16 protein-coding genes are annotated in these 20,475 nt (G+C 64.4%); 3 read left to right on the top strand and 13 right to left on the bottom strand.

Translation table 11 applies throughout. The features are described from left to right. Positions 1 to 27: 27 nt before the first annotated feature. From J2X67_RS21975 to J2X67_RS21965, 3 genes are all read right to left on the bottom strand, one after another. Positions 28 to 1,833: a pseudouridine synthase gene (locus J2X67_RS21975; protein ID WP_309956464.1), complete on the bottom strand. Its 1,806-nt coding sequence runs from the start codon at positions 1,831 to 1,833 to the stop codon at positions 28 to 30. Then, positions 1,830 to 2,756 carry an SMC-Scp complex subunit ScpB gene (scpB, locus tag J2X67_RS21970; RefSeq protein ID WP_309956609.1) on the bottom strand — a complete coding sequence of 309 codons (927 nt, stop codon included), beginning with the start codon at positions 2,754 to 2,756 and terminating at the stop codon, positions 1,830 to 1,832. The genes J2X67_RS21975 and scpB overlap by 4 nt, the downstream gene beginning before the upstream one ends. A 129-nt stretch (positions 2,757 to 2,885) precedes the next feature. Further along, entirely contained in the window at positions 2,886 to 3,869 is a 984-nt protein-coding gene (locus J2X67_RS21965) for an RluA family pseudouridine synthase (RefSeq protein ID WP_309956607.1), read from the bottom strand. Between the two features lie 56 nt (positions 3,870 to 3,925). Between J2X67_RS21965 and J2X67_RS21960 the strand changes: the two genes are divergently transcribed. Then, entirely contained in the window at positions 3,926 to 4,735 is an 810-nt protein-coding gene (locus J2X67_RS21960) for an outer membrane protein assembly factor BamD (RefSeq protein ID WP_309956462.1), read from the top strand. Between the two features lie 81 nt (positions 4,736 to 4,816). On the opposite strand, the gene J2X67_RS21955 is transcribed toward J2X67_RS21960, so the two are convergent. Beyond that, on the bottom strand, positions 4,817 to 6,883 hold the full coding sequence (locus J2X67_RS21955) for an ATP-dependent DNA helicase (RefSeq protein ID WP_309956460.1): 2,067 nt from the start codon (positions 6,881 to 6,883) through the stop codon (positions 4,817 to 4,819). Continuing rightward, the gene (locus J2X67_RS21950; RefSeq protein WP_126747274.1) at positions 6,880 to 7,083 is read right to left on the bottom strand and encodes a DUF465 domain-containing protein; all 204 of its coding nucleotides are present in this window, start codon (positions 7,081 to 7,083) and stop codon (positions 6,880 to 6,882) included. The genes J2X67_RS21955 and J2X67_RS21950 overlap by 4 nt, the downstream gene beginning before the upstream one ends. Before the next feature lie 112 nt (positions 7,084 to 7,195). On the opposite strand from J2X67_RS21950, the gene J2X67_RS21945 reads away from it, so the two are divergent. Then, a complete protein-coding gene (locus tag J2X67_RS21945) occupies positions 7,196 to 7,966 on the top strand; it encodes a protein phosphatase 2C domain-containing protein (protein ID WP_309956458.1) in 771 nt (256 codons plus the stop codon). Positions 7,967 to 8,018: 52 nt separating this feature from the next. On the opposite strand, the gene J2X67_RS21940 is transcribed toward J2X67_RS21945, so the two are convergent. The 7 genes from J2X67_RS21940 to J2X67_RS21910 all read right to left on the bottom strand — a co-directional run bounded on the left by J2X67_RS21940 (position 8,019) and on the right by J2X67_RS21910 (position 18,295). Then, positions 8,019 to 8,693, bottom strand: coding sequence for a hypothetical protein (locus J2X67_RS21940; RefSeq protein ID WP_309956456.1), 675 nt, complete (start codon positions 8,691 to 8,693; stop codon positions 8,019 to 8,021). Continuing rightward, on the bottom strand, positions 8,690 to 9,790 hold the full coding sequence (gene zapE, locus J2X67_RS21935) for a cell division protein ZapE (protein ID WP_309956454.1): 1,101 nt from the start codon (positions 9,788 to 9,790) through the stop codon (positions 8,690 to 8,692). The genes J2X67_RS21940 and zapE overlap by 4 nt, the downstream gene beginning before the upstream one ends. Before the next feature lie 4 nt (positions 9,791 to 9,794). After that, positions 9,795 to 11,225 (bottom strand): dihydrolipoyl dehydrogenase, encoded by a 1,431-nt coding sequence (lpdA, locus tag J2X67_RS21930; protein ID WP_309956452.1) that lies wholly within the window; start codon positions 11,223 to 11,225, stop codon positions 9,795 to 9,797. 13 nt (positions 11,226 to 11,238) lie between these two features. Then, entirely contained in the window at positions 11,239 to 12,504 is a 1,266-nt protein-coding gene (gene odhB, locus J2X67_RS21925) for a 2-oxoglutarate dehydrogenase complex dihydrolipoyllysine-residue succinyltransferase (RefSeq protein ID WP_309956450.1), read from the bottom strand. A 55-nt stretch (positions 12,505 to 12,559) separates the two neighbouring features. After that, positions 12,560 to 15,436, bottom strand: coding sequence for a 2-oxoglutarate dehydrogenase E1 component (locus J2X67_RS21920; protein WP_309956449.1), 2,877 nt, complete (start codon positions 15,434 to 15,436; stop codon positions 12,560 to 12,562). A gap of 178 nt (positions 15,437 to 15,614) precedes the next feature. Beyond that, on the bottom strand, positions 15,615 to 17,576 hold the full coding sequence (locus J2X67_RS21915) for a propionate--CoA ligase (RefSeq protein WP_309956447.1): 1,962 nt from the start codon (positions 17,574 to 17,576) through the stop codon (positions 15,615 to 15,617). A gap of 116 nt (positions 17,577 to 17,692) precedes the next feature. Further along, entirely contained in the window at positions 17,693 to 18,295 is a 603-nt protein-coding gene (locus J2X67_RS21910) for an isochorismatase family protein (RefSeq protein WP_309956445.1), read from the bottom strand. Between the two features lie 120 nt (positions 18,296 to 18,415). On the opposite strand from J2X67_RS21910, the gene J2X67_RS21905 reads away from it, so the two are divergent. Further along, positions 18,416 to 19,177: an alpha/beta hydrolase gene (locus J2X67_RS21905; protein WP_409050528.1), complete on the top strand. Its 762-nt coding sequence runs from the start codon at positions 18,416 to 18,418 to the stop codon at positions 19,175 to 19,177. A gap of 10 nt (positions 19,178 to 19,187) precedes the next feature. Here the strand turns inward: J2X67_RS21905 and J2X67_RS21900 are convergent, their stop codons facing one another. Beyond that, positions 19,188 to 20,318, bottom strand: coding sequence for a PQQ-dependent sugar dehydrogenase (locus J2X67_RS21900; RefSeq protein WP_309956441.1), 1,131 nt, complete (start codon positions 20,316 to 20,318; stop codon positions 19,188 to 19,190). Between the last annotated feature and the right edge of the window lie 157 nt (positions 20,319 to 20,475).

Genomic DNA, 20,475 nt, shown 5'->3' with positions numbered 1-20,475 from the left:
CGAAAGGCTGCGCTGGACAGCAGGCTTTCAGCGCCCGCGGCGCCGGTTTCCGCCCGGACCGCCCTGCCCGCCAAAGCCGCCGCCTGCAGGACCACCGCCGCGACGGCCCGGGCCCTGGCGCTGCTCCTTGCGCTGGCGTGAAAAGCTGTCGGCGCCGATGTAGCCAAGCGAGGTCTTCATCGGATCGGGCTGGTTCGCGCCGCTTGGCGGACGCTCTTCGCCCTGTCGGTTGCCGCGGTTGCTATTGTTGTTGCCACGCCGCCCTTGCGGCGGCATGCCTGCATTGCCTCCGCCGCCCCGGTTGCCGCGCCCCCCGCGATCGCCGCGCGGCGGACGGCCGTCGCCCAGCGGATTGGGAATGGGCGGCTCGCGGCCGTCGTCGCGTGGTTCACGCATGTCGCGCGGCGGTTGTCCGCCACCGGCGTTGCGATTGCCGCGGCGCTTTTTGTTGCGTCCGTTGCGGCCGCCACCGGCACCATCTTGCCCACCCGGTCCGCGCTGCTGTTGCTGCGGACGCGGCGCACCGCCGCCGGAGGCCTGGAACAACGCGCTGATGTCGCGCTCGTCGAGTTCCATCCAGGCGCCGCGCTTCAATCCGCGTGGGAGCACCATGGCACCGTAGCGGATACGGATAAGGCGGCTGACCGCGTGCCCGACCGATTCGAACAGGCGCCGCACTTCGCGGTTGCGCCCCTCGGAGATGGTGACGCGATACCAGCAGTTGGAGCCTTCGCCGCCGCCCTCTTCGATGGTGCCGAACTGGGCCATGCCATCGTCGAGACGCACGCCTTCGAGCAGCTTTTTCTTTTCGTCGGCGCTGAGAGCGCCCAGCACCCGCACGGCGTATTCGCGCTCCAGGCCGAAGCGCGGGTGCATCAACTGGTTGGCCAGGTCGCCGGAGCTGCTGAACAGCAGCAGGCCTTCGGTATTCAAGTCGAGCCGGCCGACCGATTGCCACTTACCCTGCTGCAGGCGGGGCAGCTTGCGGAACACCGTAGGCCGGTTCTGCGGGTCGTCATGCGTGACCACCTCACCCACGGGCTTGTGGTAAGCGATAACGCGCGGCGGAGGCGGCGCGATGCGGTAGCGGATGGGCTTGCCGTTGATCTTGACCTGGTCGCCGTACTGAATGCGTTGGCCGATGTGGGCCGGCTCGTTGTTGACCGAGATGCGGCCCTGAAGAATGAGTGCTTCCATTTCGAGCCGCGAACCGAGGCCGGCCTGCGCCAGCACCTTGTGCAGCTTGGGCGAATCAGCTTCCGGAAGCAATACGCGCTTGAGCGGTGGAACTTCGGGGCTCTCTTCGTCGGCGTCGAACTGGCCTGAAATGACGTCCGCGAAACGGATCGGCTCGGGCGGCAGCGCATTGCGCTGCTCGCGCTCGGCGGCACGGCGCGCGCGGTCGAGGTCGTCCTCTTCCTCGTCGGGCTCTTCTTCCTCTTCTTCGTCGTCGTATTGGCTGCGAGCGCCCTCTTCCTCGCGGCGTTCCTCGCGTTCAGCAGGCGCGGCCGGAGCGTCAGCCTTCGCGGACACAGCGTCGGGTGCCGCGGGCACCGTGGCAGGGGCCGCCTGAACCGCGGGTTCGGGTTCGATTGCCGGTGCGGAATTCTCCGCCGGTACCGCCGCGGCTTCGCCTTCTGCAGCCGGGTCTACGATCTTCTTGCGGCGCGGAGCACGCTTTTTCTTGGGCGCCTCTCCCTCGCCGGCAGCTGAAGCGGACGCGCCTGCATCGGCATCCGAAGAAGGGCCGGACGCTTCCGTGATCGGCTCTTTTTTTTCGGATTCGGGCTGGACCGGCACGATTGCCGCGTCGTCGGTGTCGGAGGGGCTCATGAGGTTTTTCCGGGAGAAACAGCGTGGGGATCGGTCTCGTCGGGCGACGGGACTTCGGACTCGAGCGCAACAGGAGGCTCGGCTTCGTGTGGGGGTGGAACGTCTGCCGGCTCTTCGGCAGAGGCCGCGTCCTCAGCGAACTGCGCTGCGGCGGCTTCAGTCGCCTCGACGGCCGCAGCCGCTTCGGCCGGCTCAACTGCTTCGGTGTTCGCCTCGACGGGCTGCAACTCGTCTTGCACCGGGTTTTCCGTGGGCTCGGGGCTCCCGGCATCGGGCAGGGTCAATTCCGCTTCCAACGCCGCGTCTGCTGCGGCGGAGGCGTCGGCATCGGATTCGCTCGCGATGTCCATCGGCAGCCCCGGCTGGTTGCCGGAGGCTTGGTCGAGCGCGTCGACCAATGCCGCCTGCTGGGCCGGCGTCTCGATCAGCGGCAACTGGTCGAGGGACCCCAGGCCGAGATCGTCGAGAAACTGCCGCGTGGTGGCGTAAAGCGCTGGCCGGCCGACGGTTTCCCGGTGGCCGATCACCTCGACCCAGCCGCGGTCCTCCAGCTGCTTCAAGATGAGGGAATTGATGGTGACGCCGCGAATGTCTTCCATGTCGCCCCGCGTGACCGGCTGGCGATAGGCAATGATGGCCAGCGTTTCGAGGGCGGCCCGCGTGTAGCGCGGCGGTTTCTCGGGGTGCAGGCGATCGAGGTGGTCGCGCATTTCGGGCCGGCTTTGAAAACGCCAGCCGCTGGCGACGTTCACCAGCTCGAGGCCGCGTTGCGCCCAGTCTTCCTGCAGTTCAAGCAACAGCACCTTGATGGTGTCCACGCCCAGCTCGTCATCGAACAGCACGCGCATGTCGCGCACTGGCAGCGGCTGGCTCGAACAGATCAAGGCGGTTTCTAGAATGCGCTTGGCATCCGCCGTATTCATGGTTCGCGTTATCCGGGAAAAGGCGTCTGTTGGACGCTGGCTCACAAGGATGGAAGGAGTAGGCGCTGCCGGCACGCGGCGAATGCAACGCAAGGCCGGCATCGAGTGGCCGGCGCGGCCCTCGGGCCGTCAGGCGCGATTGTAATCCAGCCCCCAGGTCTGCAGCGCATGAACAAGATCGGCTGGCGGAAGGGAGCGAAACTCCAGCGGCGCCTGCGTGACGGGGTGCACAAACGCCAGCCTGAAGGCATGCAGCGCCTGCCGCTGCAGTCCGGCGGCGGGAGCGCCCCCATAGAGCGCATCGCCAACGAGCGGGTGCCCGATGGACGCCATGTGCACCCGGATCTGGTGGGTTCGGCCGGTTTCGAGCGTGCACCGCACGGCGCAGCCTTGCGGATTGCTGTCGAGGCGTTCGATGAGCGTACGTGCGGTCTTACCCGGATGCCGCTCCATATCGACCACCGCCATGCGCAAACGGTTGCGCGGATCGCGGCCAATCGGTGCGTCGACCTGGCGGGCGGGCGCACCGGCCCAAGGCTTGTGCCCCACCGCAAGGTACTGGCGCTTTACTTCGCGCGCGGCAATCAGCGCGACCATCGCGTCCATGGCGGCACGGGTTCGCGCCACGACCATCAGCCCACTGGTGTCGCGGTCGAGCCGGTGCACGATGCCTGCACGCGGCAGCAGCGACGCCTTGGGGTCAAGTGCCAGTAGCCCGTTCAGGAGCGTGCCGCTCCAGTGGCCCGGCGCCGGATGTACGACCAGGCCAGCTGGTTTGTCGATGATCCGCAGATGCTCGTCCTCATGCACCGTCACGATGTCCATCGACTCAGGCCGAAAAGCCTGGCTTTGCGGCGTGGGCCGCAGTTCGATGCGGCCGGCCTGCCCGGCCCGCACCGTGGCCGAAGCCTTCAGGACCGTGCGCCCTCCCAGCTCCACGGCCCCCGCCTCGATCAGTTGTTGCAGATAGTTGCGAGAAAATTCGGGCACCAGAGCGGCCAAAGCGCGGTCCAGCCGCTGGCCGTGCTCGGGCGCCCCTATGGCAAAGGGCCGTAGTTCGCTGGGTTCGACCGGGTCGGCGCTCTCGTCCGCCTCGGCTGTTTCAGGTACCAGGTCCAAGGGGTCGGTCGATATAATTGAAGGCAACTGTTTCACGAAAGCCGTATGTGATGTTTCGCGCCAAATTATCGGTCCCCTCCTGGATCGCGCTCAGCGCAGCAGCGCTGCTTGCAGCCGGCTGCTCCTCCACCCCCACCGCCGACAAGACGGCGAGTTGGAGCCCCAACCGCATTTACTCAGAGGCCAAGGACGAAGCCGGCTCCGGCGCGTACGACAAGGCCGTGCCTCTGTACGAGAAGCTCGAAGGCCGCGCTGCCGGCACGCCGCTCGCCCAGCAGGCCCAGCTTGAAAAGGCCTACGCGCAATACAAGGCCGGTGAAAAGGCCGCCGCCGTTTCCACGCTCGACCGCTTCATGAAGCTGCACCCGGCCAGTCCGGCGCTCGACTACGCGCTGTACCTCAAGGGCGTGATCAACTTCAACGACGACCTCGGCATGTTCGCGTTCCTGACACGGCAAGACCTGTCCGAGCGCGACCAGAAGGCGGCCAAGGAATCGTTCGAATCGTTCAAGGAGCTCGTGACGCGCTTTCCCGCATCGCGCTACGCCCCTGACGCGCGCCAGCGCATGAACTACATCGTGAACTCGCTCGCGCAGTACGAGGTGCACGTGGCACGCTACTACTACTCGCGCGGCGCCTACCTGGCGGCCATCAACCGGGCGCAGCTTGCGCTGTCCGACTACCGCGAAGTGCCCGCACTCGAAGAAGCGCTGTACATCATCGTGCGCTCCTACGACGCGCTCGGCATGAAGGACCTGCGCGACGACGCCCGACGCGTGTTGACCACCAACTACCCGCAAAGCGAGTATCTGGCCCGTGGCTTCAAGGGCAAGGACGATCCGTGGTGGAAGGTCTGGTAATGGATAGAGAACAAAGCCCTTCGGGGCTTTTTCTTCGTCTGCCAGGAGCAAGTGCCCGGCTGAGACGGCGTTGGGGCCCTTTCAGGCCGACAGTGAATTCTTCAAGTCGCTGATGGCGGCCTCGAAGTCGGCTTCGCTCTCCAGCCTTCGCATCGGCGGCAATGCGGACAGCAAGCGCCGGCCATAGCCCATGGCCACCAGGCGGGTGTCGCAGATCGCAAGCACCCCGCAATCCGTTTCGCGGCGAATCAGCCGCCCTGCCCCCTGCTTCAGCGCCACGGCCGCCTCGGGCAGCGAATAGTCGCTGAACGAACTGCGCCCTTGGGCTTCGAGCCGCTGCGACCGCGCTTCGACCAACGGATCGTTCGGAGGAGGAAACGGCAGCTTGTCGATCACCACCAGTTGCAACGCGTCGCCCGGTGCGTCGAAGCCCTCCCAGAACGATGCGGATGCAACCAGCACGCAACCGGCGCGGCCGCCTTCAGCACCCTCGCGGAAGCGGTCCATGAGCACGCGTTTTGGCAGTTCGCCCTGCACCAGTACGTCTGGCCGCACATCGGACTCCAGCCGTTCGAACTGCTGCTTCATCTCGTCGCCGATGGCGCGCAACGCACGCAGCGTGGTCGTCAACACCAACGTGCGGCCGCCGAGTTCGGCGGCGCCGCGCGCGGCAAGTTGCGCAACCCTTGCGCTGTGGGAGGCATCGTTGGGCTTTGGGAAGGCTCGCGGCACATAAAGTCCCGCTTGGGCGGCATAGTCGAAAGGGCTCTGCACGCGCAGCACTTCGGCATCGCCAAGGCCGCACGGCTCTGTGAACCAGCGCAGCGTGGGCTCGTCGCCCAGCGTTGCCGAAGTGAAGATCCAGGCCCGGCCACTGTCTTCCGGCGCCGGGCGGCTGACTTCCTGCTCTTCACCATAGGCATCGAGTTCAGGCTCGCGGTGGCCAATCTTGAGTACGCGCGTGCGCATTGCCTCGGCAATGTCGAGCGGCGACTCGACGAGACGCAGTTGCGTGCCCACATCGACCCAGCGCACGGATTCGACGTCGCAAGGCAGCGCGAACCGTGCCGCGCGATTGGCGAGCTGCTGCGCCCGCTCGTAAAGGCGCACGAAATCAGGCGATATCTCGCTGACGGTATCCAGCCCCTCAGCTGCCATTTCGAATGCGTGCTGGAATGCATCCAGTGCACCCTGCCAGATGTCCGGGTCGATTCCTTCCGGTGCAGGCCCTATCCAGCGCAGCTTGGTGCCAGGCCACTGCTTGCCGACCGCAAGACGCAACTCGCGCGCCGCTCGCTCGACAGCCGCGGCCAGCTGCTGCCAATCGACCAGTCCTCGCGCATGCTGCAAACCCGCACCAAGCAGATCGCGCGCGAAATCGAGCGCCTGGCCACTGCCGAGTTGCGCACCCAGAAACTGCACGCCGGTTTCGTTGAGCTGATGAGCCTCGTCGAACACGACCACGCTCACGGTGGGCAGCAGTTCCGCCATTCCGGTCTCGCGCACGGCGAGATCCGCAAAGAACAAGTGGTGGTTGATAACCACCACATCGGCCGCCAGCGCCTCACGCCGCGCAAGGTTGACGTGGCAAGGCTTGAACTGCGGACACTGCGCGCCCAGGCAGTTCTCGCGCGTGGAGGTGATCAGCGGAATAAGCGGCGAGCGCTCGTCAAGCCCGGGGAGTTCGGCCAGATCGCCGGTTCGGGTGGCCTTGGACCACTGTTCGATCTTGGCGAGCGTTCGCAGGCTGCCCCGCTCAGGCAGCGACGCATCGTGGCGAGCCAGGTCGAGCCGATGCAGGCACAAATAGCTTGCACGTCCCTTGAGCAGTGCTGTTCGCACCGGCAGTTCCAGAGCTTCTACCAGGCGCGGCAAATCGCGTCCGAAGAGCTGGTCTTGCAATGTCTTGGTGGCAGTCGACAGCAGCACGCGCTCGCCGCTCAGCAACGCCGGCACAAGATACGAGAAGGTTTTGCCAACGCCGGTGCCGGCCTCCACCACCAGCACGCCGCCGTCTTCGATGGTGCGTGCAACGGCTAGCGCCATTTCGGTTTGTCCGGAGCGTTCGCGAAACTGCTCGGCCGCGCGGGAAAGAGCACCACCGTGCGCGAAGGCGTCGCGCACCTTGTTCTCGAGTGTGTCGGTCACGCGGGTTCTCTCGGATCGAGCAGGTTTTCGAGCCGTACGATCTGGTCGCGCAGCCCGAGGCGGCGCTTTTTCAGGCGCCGCAGCAGCAGTTCGTCTTGCGGCAAAGCCTCGGCCAGGCGGTCGATGGTGGCATCAAGGTCGGCATGCTCGATGCGCAGCTCGATCAATTGGCGGGAAAGGGAATGGAGATTGGAGTCCAACGTTGGCGATGCGCGCTTATTCCGCGCGCACTCGTGTTCACTCGATAATACGTCCTGACACGAATTCACGAGAAGACACAAACGGAAAGCGCGCCATTGGCGCATTGCGCTCATGACCCCAGGCTTTCGACTTGCCGCCGCCACTGGCCTCCACAAGGGAGACCGACCCTACCAGCAGGACCAGGTGCTGATGATGAGCCATCCGCGCGTGCCCGGCTGCCTCCTGGGCGTGGTTGCCGACGGTATGGGCGGACGCAGCGGCGGGCGCAAGGCCTCCGACCAGGTGCTGATGACGGCGCGCCAGCTTTTCACCCGCTATCACCCCGATCGCGACAGCTCCACGGCGGTGCTGCGGCAGCTGCTCGAAGACGCACACACGGTCATCAAGCTCACCGCGCTGTCGAGCGAACAAGAGCCGCACAGCACCCTGGCGGCCTTTCTCATGAGCCCCAAGGGCGACTGCGCCTGGATCCATGCCGGCGACTCGCGCATCTATCATTTTCGGGACGGCGAACTCGTCACGCGCACGCGCGATCATTCCTATGTGCAGGTGCTCGTCGACCGCGGCGAAATCACCGAAGCCGAGGCCAATGTCCACCCCAAAGGCAACATTCTCCTCGGCTGCCTCGGCATGACGACGACCCCGCCGCCGGTCGAGCCCCACTACATTCCTGCCATGCAGCCCGGCGACCTGCTCATGGCATGCAGCGACGGGCTCTGGCACTACTTCAACCCCGAAGAACTCGCCAGCGTGCTGTATTCAGAGCAGCCGCGCGACGCGGTCGAAATTCTGGTGGGCGAGGCGCGGCGCCGAGCCCGCGGCACGGGCGACAACATCTCCATTGCGGTATTGAAGTTCGAAGCGCTTCCGGCAGAAGTTTGAGCGCCGGCAACGCTGCAAGACCTGGCCCAGAGCGGTGCTGGGCCTCCGGCGATTAACGCGCGGGAGATGACGCCGGTGCTGCTGGCGCCGCCGGGGGCAATGGCGCCCCGCGCGGCTTGCTGCGATCGGCGTTCTGCCGCTCACGGCTGGCCCTGCGCTCCGCCGCCTTCTGCTGCTTGCTTTCGAAGCGTTGAACTTCCGCCGGCGCTTCCGCCCGGCGCTGCGCAGCCTTGGCCTGCTCTTCAGCGTTTGCTCTTTGCTTGGCCTCCAGCTGGCGCCGGCGTTCGTCGGCCTCAGAAGCGGTGGCGGCACGGCTTGCCGCGTGGTCGGCAGCGCGCTGCTCGCGGTCTTTTTGTGCCTGGCGCGACTCGTCCTGCTTCTCGGGCGTGTCTTGCGGGCGCCGCGTGGCGGCCTTTTGATCGAGCTTCTCGAGTTCGGCCGCGCCGCGACGCTGCCGCTCGATGTCGTTGATGGCCGTTTCCTGGCGCTTGATGTGGTCGGTCCCGGTGCGGCGGCGCCTGCGGCTATCGCGCAGGCAATCTTCGACCGCGAACTTCTGGTAGCAAGCGGCGCGCTCCTTCTCGAAACGCGTCTCGATGGCAGCACGTTCGGCCGTCAGCCTGCTGCGTTCGGCTTCGAAATCGGAAATGCCGGCGGCTGCATTGGACTGTGCCCAGACCGGCAAGCTACCCAGGGTCATCAGCGCGGCGAAAACGATATTTTTCATGTCAGGCGAGTGTCGACGATCCGGCGCTCCAGCGAGAGAAATTCGCTCGATTGCATTTCGGTGAGCCTGGAAACCGTGCGCGGAAACTCATGCGCCAGCGGCCCCTCGGTATACAACGCCTCCGGCGGTACCTCAGCCGACATGATGAGCTTGACGCGGCGGTCGTACAAGACGTCGACGAGCCAGGTGAAACGGCGTGCCTCGGAAGCCATGCGCACCGGCATGTGCGGTACATCGGAGAGCAGCACCGTGTGGAACTGGCTGGCAATTTCGAGATAGTCGTTCTGCGAGCGCGGCCCGCCGCAGAGTGTCTTGAAGTCGAACCAGACCACGCCGCCCGCCTTGCGCCGTGCGCGGATCTCGCGCTGCTCGATGTGGAGAATCGGGTTTTCGTCGGCCGTTTCAGCCAGCTTGTCGAAAGCCTTGCGCATTTCCTTCTCGGCCGCCGCATCGTTGGGCGTGAGGTACATGCGCAATTGCTCGAGCGTGCGGCGCCGGTAGTCAGTACCGTTGTCCACGCTCAATACTTCGAGCTTCTCGTTCAGCAGCGCAATCGCAGGCAGGATGCGATCGCGATGCAACCCGCCGGGGTAAAGGTCGTCGGGCCTGAAATTGGAGGTGGTGACAAAGCCCACGCCGTTCTCGAACAGCGACACCAGCAGCCGATGAAGAATCATCGCGTCGGTGATGTCCGCGACGTGAAACTCGTCGAAGCAGATGAGCTTGTAGCGCTTCGAAATGCGCAACCCGAGTTCATCGAGCGGATTGACCGTTCCCTGCAGTTCACGCAGCTCGCGGTGCACCTCGCGCATGAACTCGTGAAAGTGCAGGCGAGTCTTGCGCCTGAGCGGCACAGCGTTGAAGAAGAGATCCATCAGGAAGCTCTTGCCCCGCCCGACGCCACCATACATGTAGACGCCGCGCGGAAGCTCGGGCCGGTTGATGAACTTCTTCAGCGCGTTGGAGCGCTGGGCCTTGTAGTCGGCCCACTCCCGCGCGCAGCGATCCAGCGCCTCGACGGCGCGCAGCTGCGCGGGGTCGCTCCGGAACCCGCGCACCGCGAGTTCCGCCTCGTAGGCCTCTTTAACGCTGGTCAAAGGATCAGAAGTTCAGCGTGCGCTTGTCCACGGCAAGTGCCGCTTCCTTCGTAGCTTCCGACAGCGACGGGTGCGCATGGCAGATGCGCGCGATGTCTTCGGCGCTGGCCTTGAACTCCATGGCCACCACGGCTTCGGAGATCAACTCGCTGGCCTGAGGGCCCACGATGTGCACGCCGAGGATTTCGTCCGTTGCCGCATCGGCCAGGAACTTGACCATACCCGTTGTGTCGCCCAACGCGCGTGCGCGGCCGTTTGCCAGGAACGGGAACGTGCCAGCCTTGTAGGCACGGCCCGCGGCCTTGAGTTGCTGCTCGGTCTGGCCGACCCATGCGATCTCGGGACTGGTGTAGATGACCCACGGAACCGTGTTGAAGTTGACGTGACCATGCTGCCCGGCAATGCGCTCTGCCACGGCAACGCCCTCCTCCTCGGCCTTGTGCGCGAGCATGGGGCCGCGAACCACGTCGCCGATGGCCCAGACGTTGGGCAGGCTGGTCTTGCAGTCGTCGTCCACGGCAATGGCGCCGCGCTCGTCGAGCTTCAGGCCCACGGCTTCGGCGTTAAGGCCGATGGTGTTGGGCACGCGGCCGATCGAGACGATCAGCTTGTCGACCTCGAGCGTCTGGGCTTCGCCCTTGGCGTTGGTCCAGGCAACGCTCACGCCCTTCTTCGACGACTTGATCTCGCCGACCTTGACGCCGAGTTCGATCTTGAGCTTCTGCTTGTCAAAAGCCTTCTTGGCTTCCTTGGCAATCTGCTCGTCCACCGCGCCGAGGAAAGTTGGCAGCGCTTCGAGCACCGTCACTTCGGCACCCAGGCGGCGCCACACCGAGCCCATTTCAAGGCCGATGACGCCCGAACCGATCAGCCCCAGCTTCTTCGGCACAGCGCCGATCCGCAGCGCGCCGTCATTCGAGAGAATGTTCTCTTCGTCGAAAGGCGTGCCGGGCAATGCACGGGCATTGGAGCCAGTGGCCACGATGATGTGCTTGCCGCTGATCGACTCTTCGGCAGCGCCCACCACCTTGATCTCATAGCCGGTTTCGTCGGTCTTCACGAACGAGCCGCGGCCATGGAAGAACGTGATCTTGTTCTTCTTGAACAGGTACAGGATGCCGTCGTTGTTCTGCTTGACGACCTGGTCCTTGCGGGCCAGCATCTTGTCGATGTCCAGGCCCAGGCCTTCGACCTTGATGCCATGGTCGGCAAAGTGGTGGCCGGCCTGCTCGAAGTGCTCCGAAGATTGCAGCAGCGCCTTCGACGGAATGCAGCCGACGTTGGTGCAGGTGCCGCCCGGTGCCGGGCCGCCCTTGCCGTTTTTCCACTCGTCGATACACGCGACATTGAAGCCGAGTTGCGCGGCGCGAATGGCGGCAATGTAGCCGCCAGGGCCGCCGCCGATGACGATGACGTCGAATTGTTTGTTTGCCATCTGATCTGTCTCCTCAGATGTCGAACAAGAGGCGCGACGGATCTTCCAGCGCTTCCTTCATGGCGACCAGGCCCAGCACGGCTTCACGGCCGTCGATGATGCGGTGGTCGTAGCTCATGGCAAGGTAGTTCATCGGGCGGACGACGATCTGGCCGTTCTCGACCACGGCGCGGTCCTTGGTGGCGTGCACGCCGAGAATCGCGGATTGGGGCGGGTTGATGATTGGCGTCGAGAGCATCGAGCCGAAGGTGCCGCCGTTCGAGATGGAGAACGTGCCGCCAGTCATCTCTTCGATGCCCAGCTTGCCGTCTTGCGCCTTCTTGCCGTATTCGGCGATCTTCTTCTCGATGTCGGCAAAGCTCATCTGGTCGGCGTTGCGCAGGATGGGCACCACCAGGCCGCGCGGCGAACCGACGGCAATACCGATGTCGAAGTAGCCGTGATACAGGATATCGTTGCCGTCGACCGAGGCGTTGATCACCGGGTACTTCTTCAGCGCGTGCACCGCGGCCTTCACGAAGAAGCTCATGAAGCCGAGCTTCACGCCGTGTTCCTTGGTGAAGCTGTCCTGGAAGCGCTTGCGCAGTTCCATTACCGGCGCCATGTTGACCTCGTTGAAGGTCGTCAGGATGGCGTTGGTGGCTTGCGATTGCAGCAGGCGTTCGGCAATGCGCGCGCGCAGGCGGCTCATCGGAACGCGCTGCTCGGGGCGGTCGCCCAGGTCTGCGGTGCCAGAGGGTGCGGAGACTTGCGGCAGCGCAGGCTTGGCGGCGGGTGCAGCCACGGTGGCGGCGGGCTTGGCGCCCGAAGCAACCGCGCCGAGCACGTCGCCCTTGGTAACGCGGCCGTCCTTGCCGGTGCCGGCCACGTCGCTGGTCTTCAGGTTGTTGTCGGCCAGCAGCTTGGCGGCGGCGGGCATGGCAACGTCGGCCTTCGAGCCGCCGGCGGCTGTGGCAGCCGCTGCGGGGGCAGGTGCTGCTGCGGCCGGAGCCGGGGCGGCAGCAGGTGCTGCCGCGGGTGCGGCAGCCGCGCCCTTGCCTTCGGTGTCGATCCTGGCGATGAGCTGATCGGCCACCACGGTGGCGCCATCGGGCTGAACGATTTCAGCCAGCACGCCGGCCGAAGGTGCGGGCACTTCGAGCACGACCTTGTCGGTCTCGATCTCGATCAGGATTTCATCGACGGCGACGGCTTCGCCTGCCTTCTTCTTCCAGGTGAGCATGGTGGCTTCGGCCACGGATTCGGAAAGCTGGGGGACTTTGACTTCTACGATAGACATTTGGAGTGAGCTCCGTTTTGTTCTTGAGGGTGTTCGTGTGAAAAAAGGCTCTTGATTACTTGGTCAGCACGAAGCCCTTGAGCTTGCCAAATGCGCCATCGACGAGCGCCTTCTGCTGTTCCTGGTGCAGGTGCGAGTAGCCCACTGCCGGCGATGCCGAAGCGGCACGGCCGGAATAGCCGAGCTTCTGGCCTTCCTGCATGTTTTCGTGGATGTAGTGCTGCACGAAGAACCAGGCACCCTGGTTCTGCGGCTCGTCCTGGCACCAGACCACGTCGACGAGGTTCGGGTACTTCTTGATCTCGGCGGCAAAGGCCTTGTGCGGGAACGGATAGAGCTGCTCGACGCGGATGATCGCCACGTCGTCGTTGCCCTGCTCTTCGCGCTTCTTGGACAGGTCGTAGTAGACCTTGCCCGAGCAGGCGATGAGGCGCTTGACCTTTTCTGCCTTCAGGCCCTTGCTGTCCGGAATGACCGTCTGGAAGCTGCCCTTGGTGAACTCGGACAGCGGCGACGTTGCATCCTTGTTGCGCAACAGCGACTTGGGCGTGAGGATGATGAGCGGCTTGCGCAGGTTGCGCACCATCTGGCGGCGCAGCACGTGGAAGATCTGGCTGGCCGTGGTCGGCTGCACCACTTGCATGTTGGTGTCTGCGCTCAACTGCATGAAGCGCTCGAGGCGTGCCGAGCTGTGCTCCGGGCCCTGGCCTTCGTAGCCGTGCGGCAGCATCATGGTCAGGCCGTTGACGCGGCCCCACTTCACTTCGCCCGAGGCGATGAACTGGTCGATCACCACTTGCGCGCCGTTCACGAAGTCGCCGAACTGGGCTTCCCAGATGACGAGCGTGTTGGGGTCGTTCGATGCGTAGCCGTATTCGAACGCGAGCACGGCTTCTTCCGAGAGGATGGAGTCGATGACGACGAACGGTGCCTGGTTTTCAGCCACGTTCTGCAGCGGCGTGTAGGTGCCTACGTCGAACTTTTCGCGGTTCTGGTCGTGCAGCACGGCGTGACGGTGCGTGAAGGTGCCACGGCCCGAGTCTTCGCCCGAGAGGCGAACCGGATAGCCGCTGGCCACCAGCGAGGCGAACGCCATGTGCTCGCCCATGCCCCAGTCGACGTTCACGTCGCCGCGGCCCATGGCGGCGCGGTCGTCCAGCACCTTCTTCACGAGCGGATGCACCGTGAAGCCGGCTGGCACTGTGGTGATCTTCTCGGCCAGGCGCTTCCACTCGCTGGACGGAATGGCCGTGTCGCCGGCGTCGGTCCACTTCTTGTTGAGGTAGGGGCTCCAGTCGACTGCGTACTTGCTCTTGAAGTTGGTGAGCACCGGATCGATGGTGTTCTTGCCTTCGTCGAAGGCAGCGCGCTGCGCCTTGACCATGTCGTCGCCGAGCGTGTCGCCCAGGCCTTGAGCGGCCAGCTTGTCGGCGTACAGCTTGCGCGTGCCGGGGTGCTGGGCGATCTTCTTGTACATGAGCGGCTGCGTGAGCGAAGGCGTGTCCTGCTCGTTGTGGCCGAGCTTGCGGAAGCAGACGATGTCCACAACCACGTCCTTCTGGAATTCCATGCGGAACTCGAGCGCGAGCTGGGTGGCGAGCACCACGGCTTCGGGATCGTCGCCGTTCACGTGCAGCACCGGCGCCTCGATCATCTTGACGATGTCCGAGCAGTACAGCGTCGAGCGGCTGTCGCGCGGGTCGCTGGTGGTAAAGCCGATCTGGTTGTTGATGACGATGTGAACCGTGCCGCCGGTGAAGTAGCCGCGCGTTTCTGCCAGCGCCAGCGTTTCCATCACGACGCCCTGGCCTGCAAAGGCCGCGTCGCCGTGCACGAGCACAGGCAGAACCTGCTTGCCCTGCGGGTCGGCGCGGCGGTCCATGCGGGAGCGCACGGAACCTTCGACCACGGGGTTCACGATTTCGAGGTGCGAAGGGTTGAACGCAAGGCTCAGGTGCACCGGGCCGCCGGGAGTGGTCACGTCCGAGCTGAAGCCCTGGTGGTACTTGACGTCGCCGCTTGGCAGGTCTTCAGGTGCGGTGTGGTCGAACTCGGCGAAAAGGTCGGCGGGCAGCTTGCCCAGCGAATTGACCAGCACGTTCAGGCGGCCGCGGTGGGCCATGCCGATGACGATTTCCTGCACGCCCTTGACGCCGGCCTGGTTGATGAGTTCGTCCATCGAGACGATGAAGCTCTCGCCACCTTCGAGCGAGAAGCGCTTCTGGCCCACGTACTTGGTGTGCAGGAAGCGCTCGAGGCCTTCAGCCGCAGTGAGGCGGTTCAGCACGTGCTTCTTCTGCTCGGCCGTCAGCTTGGGGTTGGTGCGGGCGCTTTCGAGCTTTTGCTGCCACCAGCGCTTGTGGTTCTGGTCGGTGGTGTACATGTACTCGGCGCCCATGGTGCCGCAGTACGTTTCACGCAAGGCATTGAGCAGGTCGCGAAGCGACATGGTCTCTTTGCCGAAGAACGTATTGCTGGTGTTGAACACCGTCTCGAGGTCGGCGTCGGTAAAGCCGTAGAACGAGGGCTCGAGCTCCGGAATGGCCGGGCGCTCGGCGCGCTTGAGGGGGTCCAGGTCGGCCCAACGGGCGCCGACGTTGCGGTAGGCGGCAATCAGTTGCTGGACGGCGGTGCGCTTGCGGCCGAGTTCGGAGTCTGCGCCGCTGGCCTGCACGACCCGGGTCGTGCCCTGCTTGGCACGCTCGGCAAAGGCGTTGATGACCGGCTGGTGCGGCACATCGCGGGTATTGGAGCCGTCGACGGCGGGTACGTTTTGCAGCGCATCGAAATACGAGCGCCAGTTGTCAGGCACGCTGCCAGGGTTGGCAAGGTAGTTTTCGTACATCTCTTCGACATAGGGCGCATTGCCGCCGAAGAGGTATGTGTTGCCTTGATAGGCGGTGTACGCCGATGGCGTAGAAGAATCGCTCATATTCCGCTGACCTTCGCTTCCCTGAAGGAAGCACTAGCTGGTTAAGAAACCTTCCGCGACACGGCTGAACCGGTTGGCGGATGCGACTGTGGCTGGGGAAGGGCCTGAGTACCTTGGCATTGTGCCACGTCAGACATATGACGGCTCGGCGCAACTTCGCAAGATTACCCTTGCTCATTCAGGCAGAAGAAAGTAGTTGTTTGATCTGTTGCAGCGTGGCCGGGTCGTCGATGGTGGTCAGGTCGCCTGGGTCGCGCTGCTCGCAAACGGCCTGGATGGCCCGCCGCAGCAGCTTGCCGCTGCGGGTCTTGGGCAGCCCGTTCACAAAGCGCACGCGCGCCGGCCGCGCCAGCGCGCCGAGCTGGTCTGCCACCACCTTCATGATTTCGCCCTCGAGCTTCAGCGCCGCGTCGGGATCGGAAACAGCCTGGCTGTCCCGCGGCACCACGAAAGCCATGGCCACCTGCCCCTTGAGCGCGTCGGCCACGCCAACCACCGCCACCTCGGCCACGCCGGCGTGCCCCGAAATGCTCTCCTCGATCTCGCGCGTGCCGAGGCGGTGCCCGGCCACGTTGATCACATCGTCGGTGCGGCCGAGGATGTAGAAGTAACCGTCTTCGTCGCGAATCCCCCAGTCGAAGGTCGAATAGACCATTTTGCCGGGTACGGTTTTCCAATAGGTGTCGACGAAGCGCTTGTCGTCTTTCCATACCGTCTGCATGAAGCCGGGCGGTGTGGGGCCTTCAATGACGACTACGCCCTTTTCGTTGGCGCCCGTCAGTTCCTCGCCGGTGGATTCGTGCAGGATCTTCACGCGGTAGCCGTACATCGGCACGCCGGGGCTTCCGAATTTGCTGGGCTTTTTCTCCACGCCATTGGCAATCGTGATGATCGGCCAACCCGATTCGGTCTGCCAGTAGTTGTCGATGATCGGCACGCCCAATCCGTCTGAAATCCACCGTGCAGTAGGCTCGTCGAGCGGTTCTCCCGCCAGGAACAACGCGCGCAGGCTCGACAAGTCGTATTTCTTGAGCAGCGCCGGGTCTTGCTTCCTGAGCACGCGCACGGCGGTCGGCGCGCTGAACATCACCGTTACCCTGTACTTCTCGACCAGGCGCCACCAGATGCCGCCGTCAGGCTGCTTGTCGATGCCTTGGGTGGGGAGGCCCTCGTACATGAGTGTGGCCATGCCGCCGATCAGCGGCCCGTAGACGATATAGCTGTGGCCCACCACCCATCCGATGTCGCTGGTCGAAAAATAGGTTTCGCCCGGGTGCCCGTCGAAGATGTGCTTCATGCTGGCGGCCAGCGCCACCGCGTACCCGCCGACATCGCGCTGCACGCCCTTCGGCTTGCCCGTGGTGCCGCTCGTATAGATGGTGTAGCTGATGTCCGTGGCGGCCAGCCAGGTGCACGGCACGTCAGTGCCGCGATGCTTCAGGCTCAACTCGGCAGCCAGATGGTCGCGGCCGGCAGTCAACACCATCGGCGCAAGGCCGCGGTCGGTCAGGAGCACGGCCGCCGGCTTGTGCCTTGAAATCCGGATGGCCTCGTCGAGCAGCGGCTTGTACGCGATGACCTTGCCGCCGCGCGAGCCGGCATCGGCACTTACCACCACCTTCGGCTCGGCGTCTTCAATGCGCGAAGCCAGCGAGCCGCTCGCAAAGCCGCCGAAAACCACGCAATGGATCGCACCGATCCGTGCACAGGCCAGCATTGCGAATGCAGCCTCCGGAATCATCGGCATATAGATGAGTACCCGGTCGCCCTTGCCTACCCCCAGCTCCATCAAGCTGGCCGCTGTGCGCTGCACCTCGGCATGCAGTTCACGAAAGCTGTAGGTTCTTTCGGTTCCGGTTTCGGTCGAAACGAAGATCAATGCAGGTTGATCGGCGCGTTCGCCCAAATGCCGGTCGACGGCGTTGTGGCACAGATTGGTGGTCCCACCCACGAACCACCGGACAAATGGCGGTTGGCTGGCGTCCAGCACCTGGGTCGGCGGCTCCTTCCAGTCGATCAGCCCGGCCTGCTCGGCCCAGAACGCCTCAGGCGCATCGACCGACCGGCGATAGAACTCTTGGTAGCGGCTCATCTGCAGTGTCTCCTTTGTATGGAAATCAGGCCTGGCGATCAGGATCACCTAAAACTGAATTCATAATTATGGAGATCGATCTTGCAGCAAGCTGACGCGCCGGACAATCAGGTTTCGCCCGCGCTGCTCCGGCTCCGGCCCCTGCGGGGGGTCGATAGCGGCCGCTACCGGACGATCTTCAGCAGCTCGGGGAATGCCGGGTGCTCGGCCGTGCGGAGCCACTCGAAGCCGACCATTTCCGTGGTCACCAGCTCGGCGCCCGCGCCGGCCAGCCTGTCGAAGGCCGCGTCGCGGTTGCGTTCGGTGCGCGAACTGCAGGCGTCGGTCACCACCCACACCTCGAATTCGTCTTCCAGGAGATCGAGCGCGGTCTGCAGCAGGCACACATGCGCCTCGCACCCGGCAACCACGATCGTGTTGCGCTCTTCAACAGCTGCGGCGGGCTTCTGCAGGTGCTTCGGCAAGCTGCGGGCATTGCCCTGCGGCGCCTTGGGCGGCACGCGCAGCCACTCGCCGAGGCCCTCCTCCATCCCGCTGAAATGCATCTTGGGCAAGGTTCGCTGGCACAACGCCCGAATGTCCGGCACGGTTTCGCCGAGCTTCGACGGGTTGTGCTCGGTACCCCAGACCGGCACCTCGAACAGCCGCGCCATCTTGCCCAGGCGCACGGCGTTCTGCGCCACGGCATCGGCCTCGAAGATCGCAGGCATCAGCTGCGCCTGGTAGTCGATCAGAACGAGTTGGGATTGCGAGGCATCGAGCAGCATGAACTGATTCTTTCAGATGGAAATTGATTGGGCTAGACCGTACCACTGAAAAGCCGTGCACCTAGACTACGTTGGATGCAGATCTTTTCACGACGCCTCCCGGCGCGGCTCCACCTCTTGATGCCAGCCTTGTGCGCAGCACTCCTGCTCGTCGGCTGCGGCGGGTTGCGCACGGCCGGGACACCGTTGGCAAGCACGCTAGAAAAGAGCACATGCACACCGAACGCCGATACGCTGCTGGTGCTGCTGCCCGGTGCCTATTCGCACCCGGACGAATTCACGCGCGAAGGCTTCGTGAAAGCGCTGAACGACAACCGGCTTGCAGTGGACGTGATGCTCGTCGATGCGCACCTTGGCTATTACAACAACAAGACCATCCTCGACCGCCTGAGCAAGGACGTGATGGCACCGGCACGCAGCAACGGCTACAAATCGATCTGGATTGCCGGCATTTCGGTCGGCGGATTCGGCGGGCTGCTTTATGCGCAGACCCACCCCGGAGAGCTGGCGGGCCTGGTGGCCATTGCCCCCTATCTCGGAGAACGCACGCTCAGTCTGGATATCGCCAATGCGGGCGGCGTCGCCCGCTGGACCGGGCCGCTGGGCGATCCACCGGGCAGCGACCCGCGAACGCCGGACGAAACCCAGCTTTGGCAATGGCTGCGCGGCTACGTCGGCACCAGCGCAACGTTTGGCACACGCCCGCCGCTCTACCTGGGATATGGCATTGATGACCGCTTTGCCTTCAGCCACCGGTTGCTGGCGGCGGCACTGCCTGCGAGCCGCGTATTCACGACTGAAGGCGGACACGACTGGCCGGAGTGGATGCGCCTCTGGCGCAGCATGCTGCCCACGCTGCATCTGCCGGGCTGCCCCGGCTGAAGCCCCCGGGTCAGTTCGGCCTTAGCCGCAGCAGCTTGCCGACGGATTCGTCGGTCAGCACATAGAGCAAGCCGTCCGGGCCCTGCTTCACGTCGCGAATGCGTGCCCGGCCGTCGGCGAGGAGCTTGTGCTCGGCAACCACCTTGCCGTCTTTCAGTTCGATACGGTCGAGATAGCCGAATTTGAGCGATCCGACAAAAAGGTTGCCCTTCCACCCCGCGCCATATCGGTCGCTGGTCAGAAAGGCCATGCCCGATGGCGCAATCGACGGCACCCAATAGTGAAGCGGCTGCTCCATCCCCTCGCTGGCGGTGAGACCGTCTCCGATCTTGCCGCCGCCGTAGTTTTCACCGTAGGTGATCACAGGCCAGCCGTAGTTGCGGCCAGCTTGCGGAACATTGATCTCATCGCCGCCTTGCGGGCCATGCTCGGTCATCCACAGCCGGCCGTCCGGCGCCAACGTCGCGCCTTGGCCGTTGCGGTGGCCGTAGCTCCAGATTTCAGGCAACGCCCCCGCCCGGCCGACAAACGGATTGTCCCTGGGCACGGTTCCGTCCTTGGCGATGCGCACCACTTTGCCTAGGTGGGTGTCCAGCTTCTGGGCGTCTTCCTTGCGACTGAACCGGTCGCCCAGCGTGAGAAACAAGTTGCCGTCGCGCGCCTCAACAATGCGGCAGCCGAAATGGTTGCGACTGGCCACCTTGGGTTGCTGGCTGAAGATGATTCGCAGGTTCTCCAGCTTCGCGCCGTCTTCCGAGAGCTGTGCGCGCGCAAGCGCGGTACTGTTGGCCGAACCTCCAGCCGCAGGTTCTGAAAAACAGAAATACAGCGTGCGATTCTTTTCGAATGCCGGATCGGCTAGCACGTCCAGCAAACCGCCCTGGCCGCCCGCGGCAATGGCCGGTAAGCCGGAGATGGGCGCCCCGATCTTTCCGTCTGCGTCAATAAGCCGCAAGCGGCCCGGCCGCTCCGTCACCACAAAGCGGCCCTCCGGCAGAAAAGCAACTCCCCATGGATTCTCGAGCCCCGAGAAAATGATTTCTGCCCGTGTCTGCGCTACAACGGTGCCGGCCACCGCCAAACCAGCGGCTACAACAGCATGGCCCAGAAGGCGAATATTCGAACCAATTCGCAAGTTCATGACATTTCGAGGTAGTACGGACAATCTTGACGGTCTTTAGGCCCGAAATCCAGGCCGTTGTCGAGATCACCCTGGACGCGAAGGTCCATTTACGGTGAACCGCTTATGGTTCATAAAGGTCCACCGTTACATTTTTTCTTCAGCCGAATTCAAAAAT

The organism is Variovorax sp. 3319 (genome assembly GCF_031456585.1).
Taxonomy (GTDB): Bacteria; Pseudomonadota; Gammaproteobacteria; order Burkholderiales; family Burkholderiaceae_C; genus Variovorax; species Variovorax paradoxus_P.
Note: the sequence above shows the minus strand (reverse complement) of the source record. Positions and strands in the feature narration are given on the sequence as shown.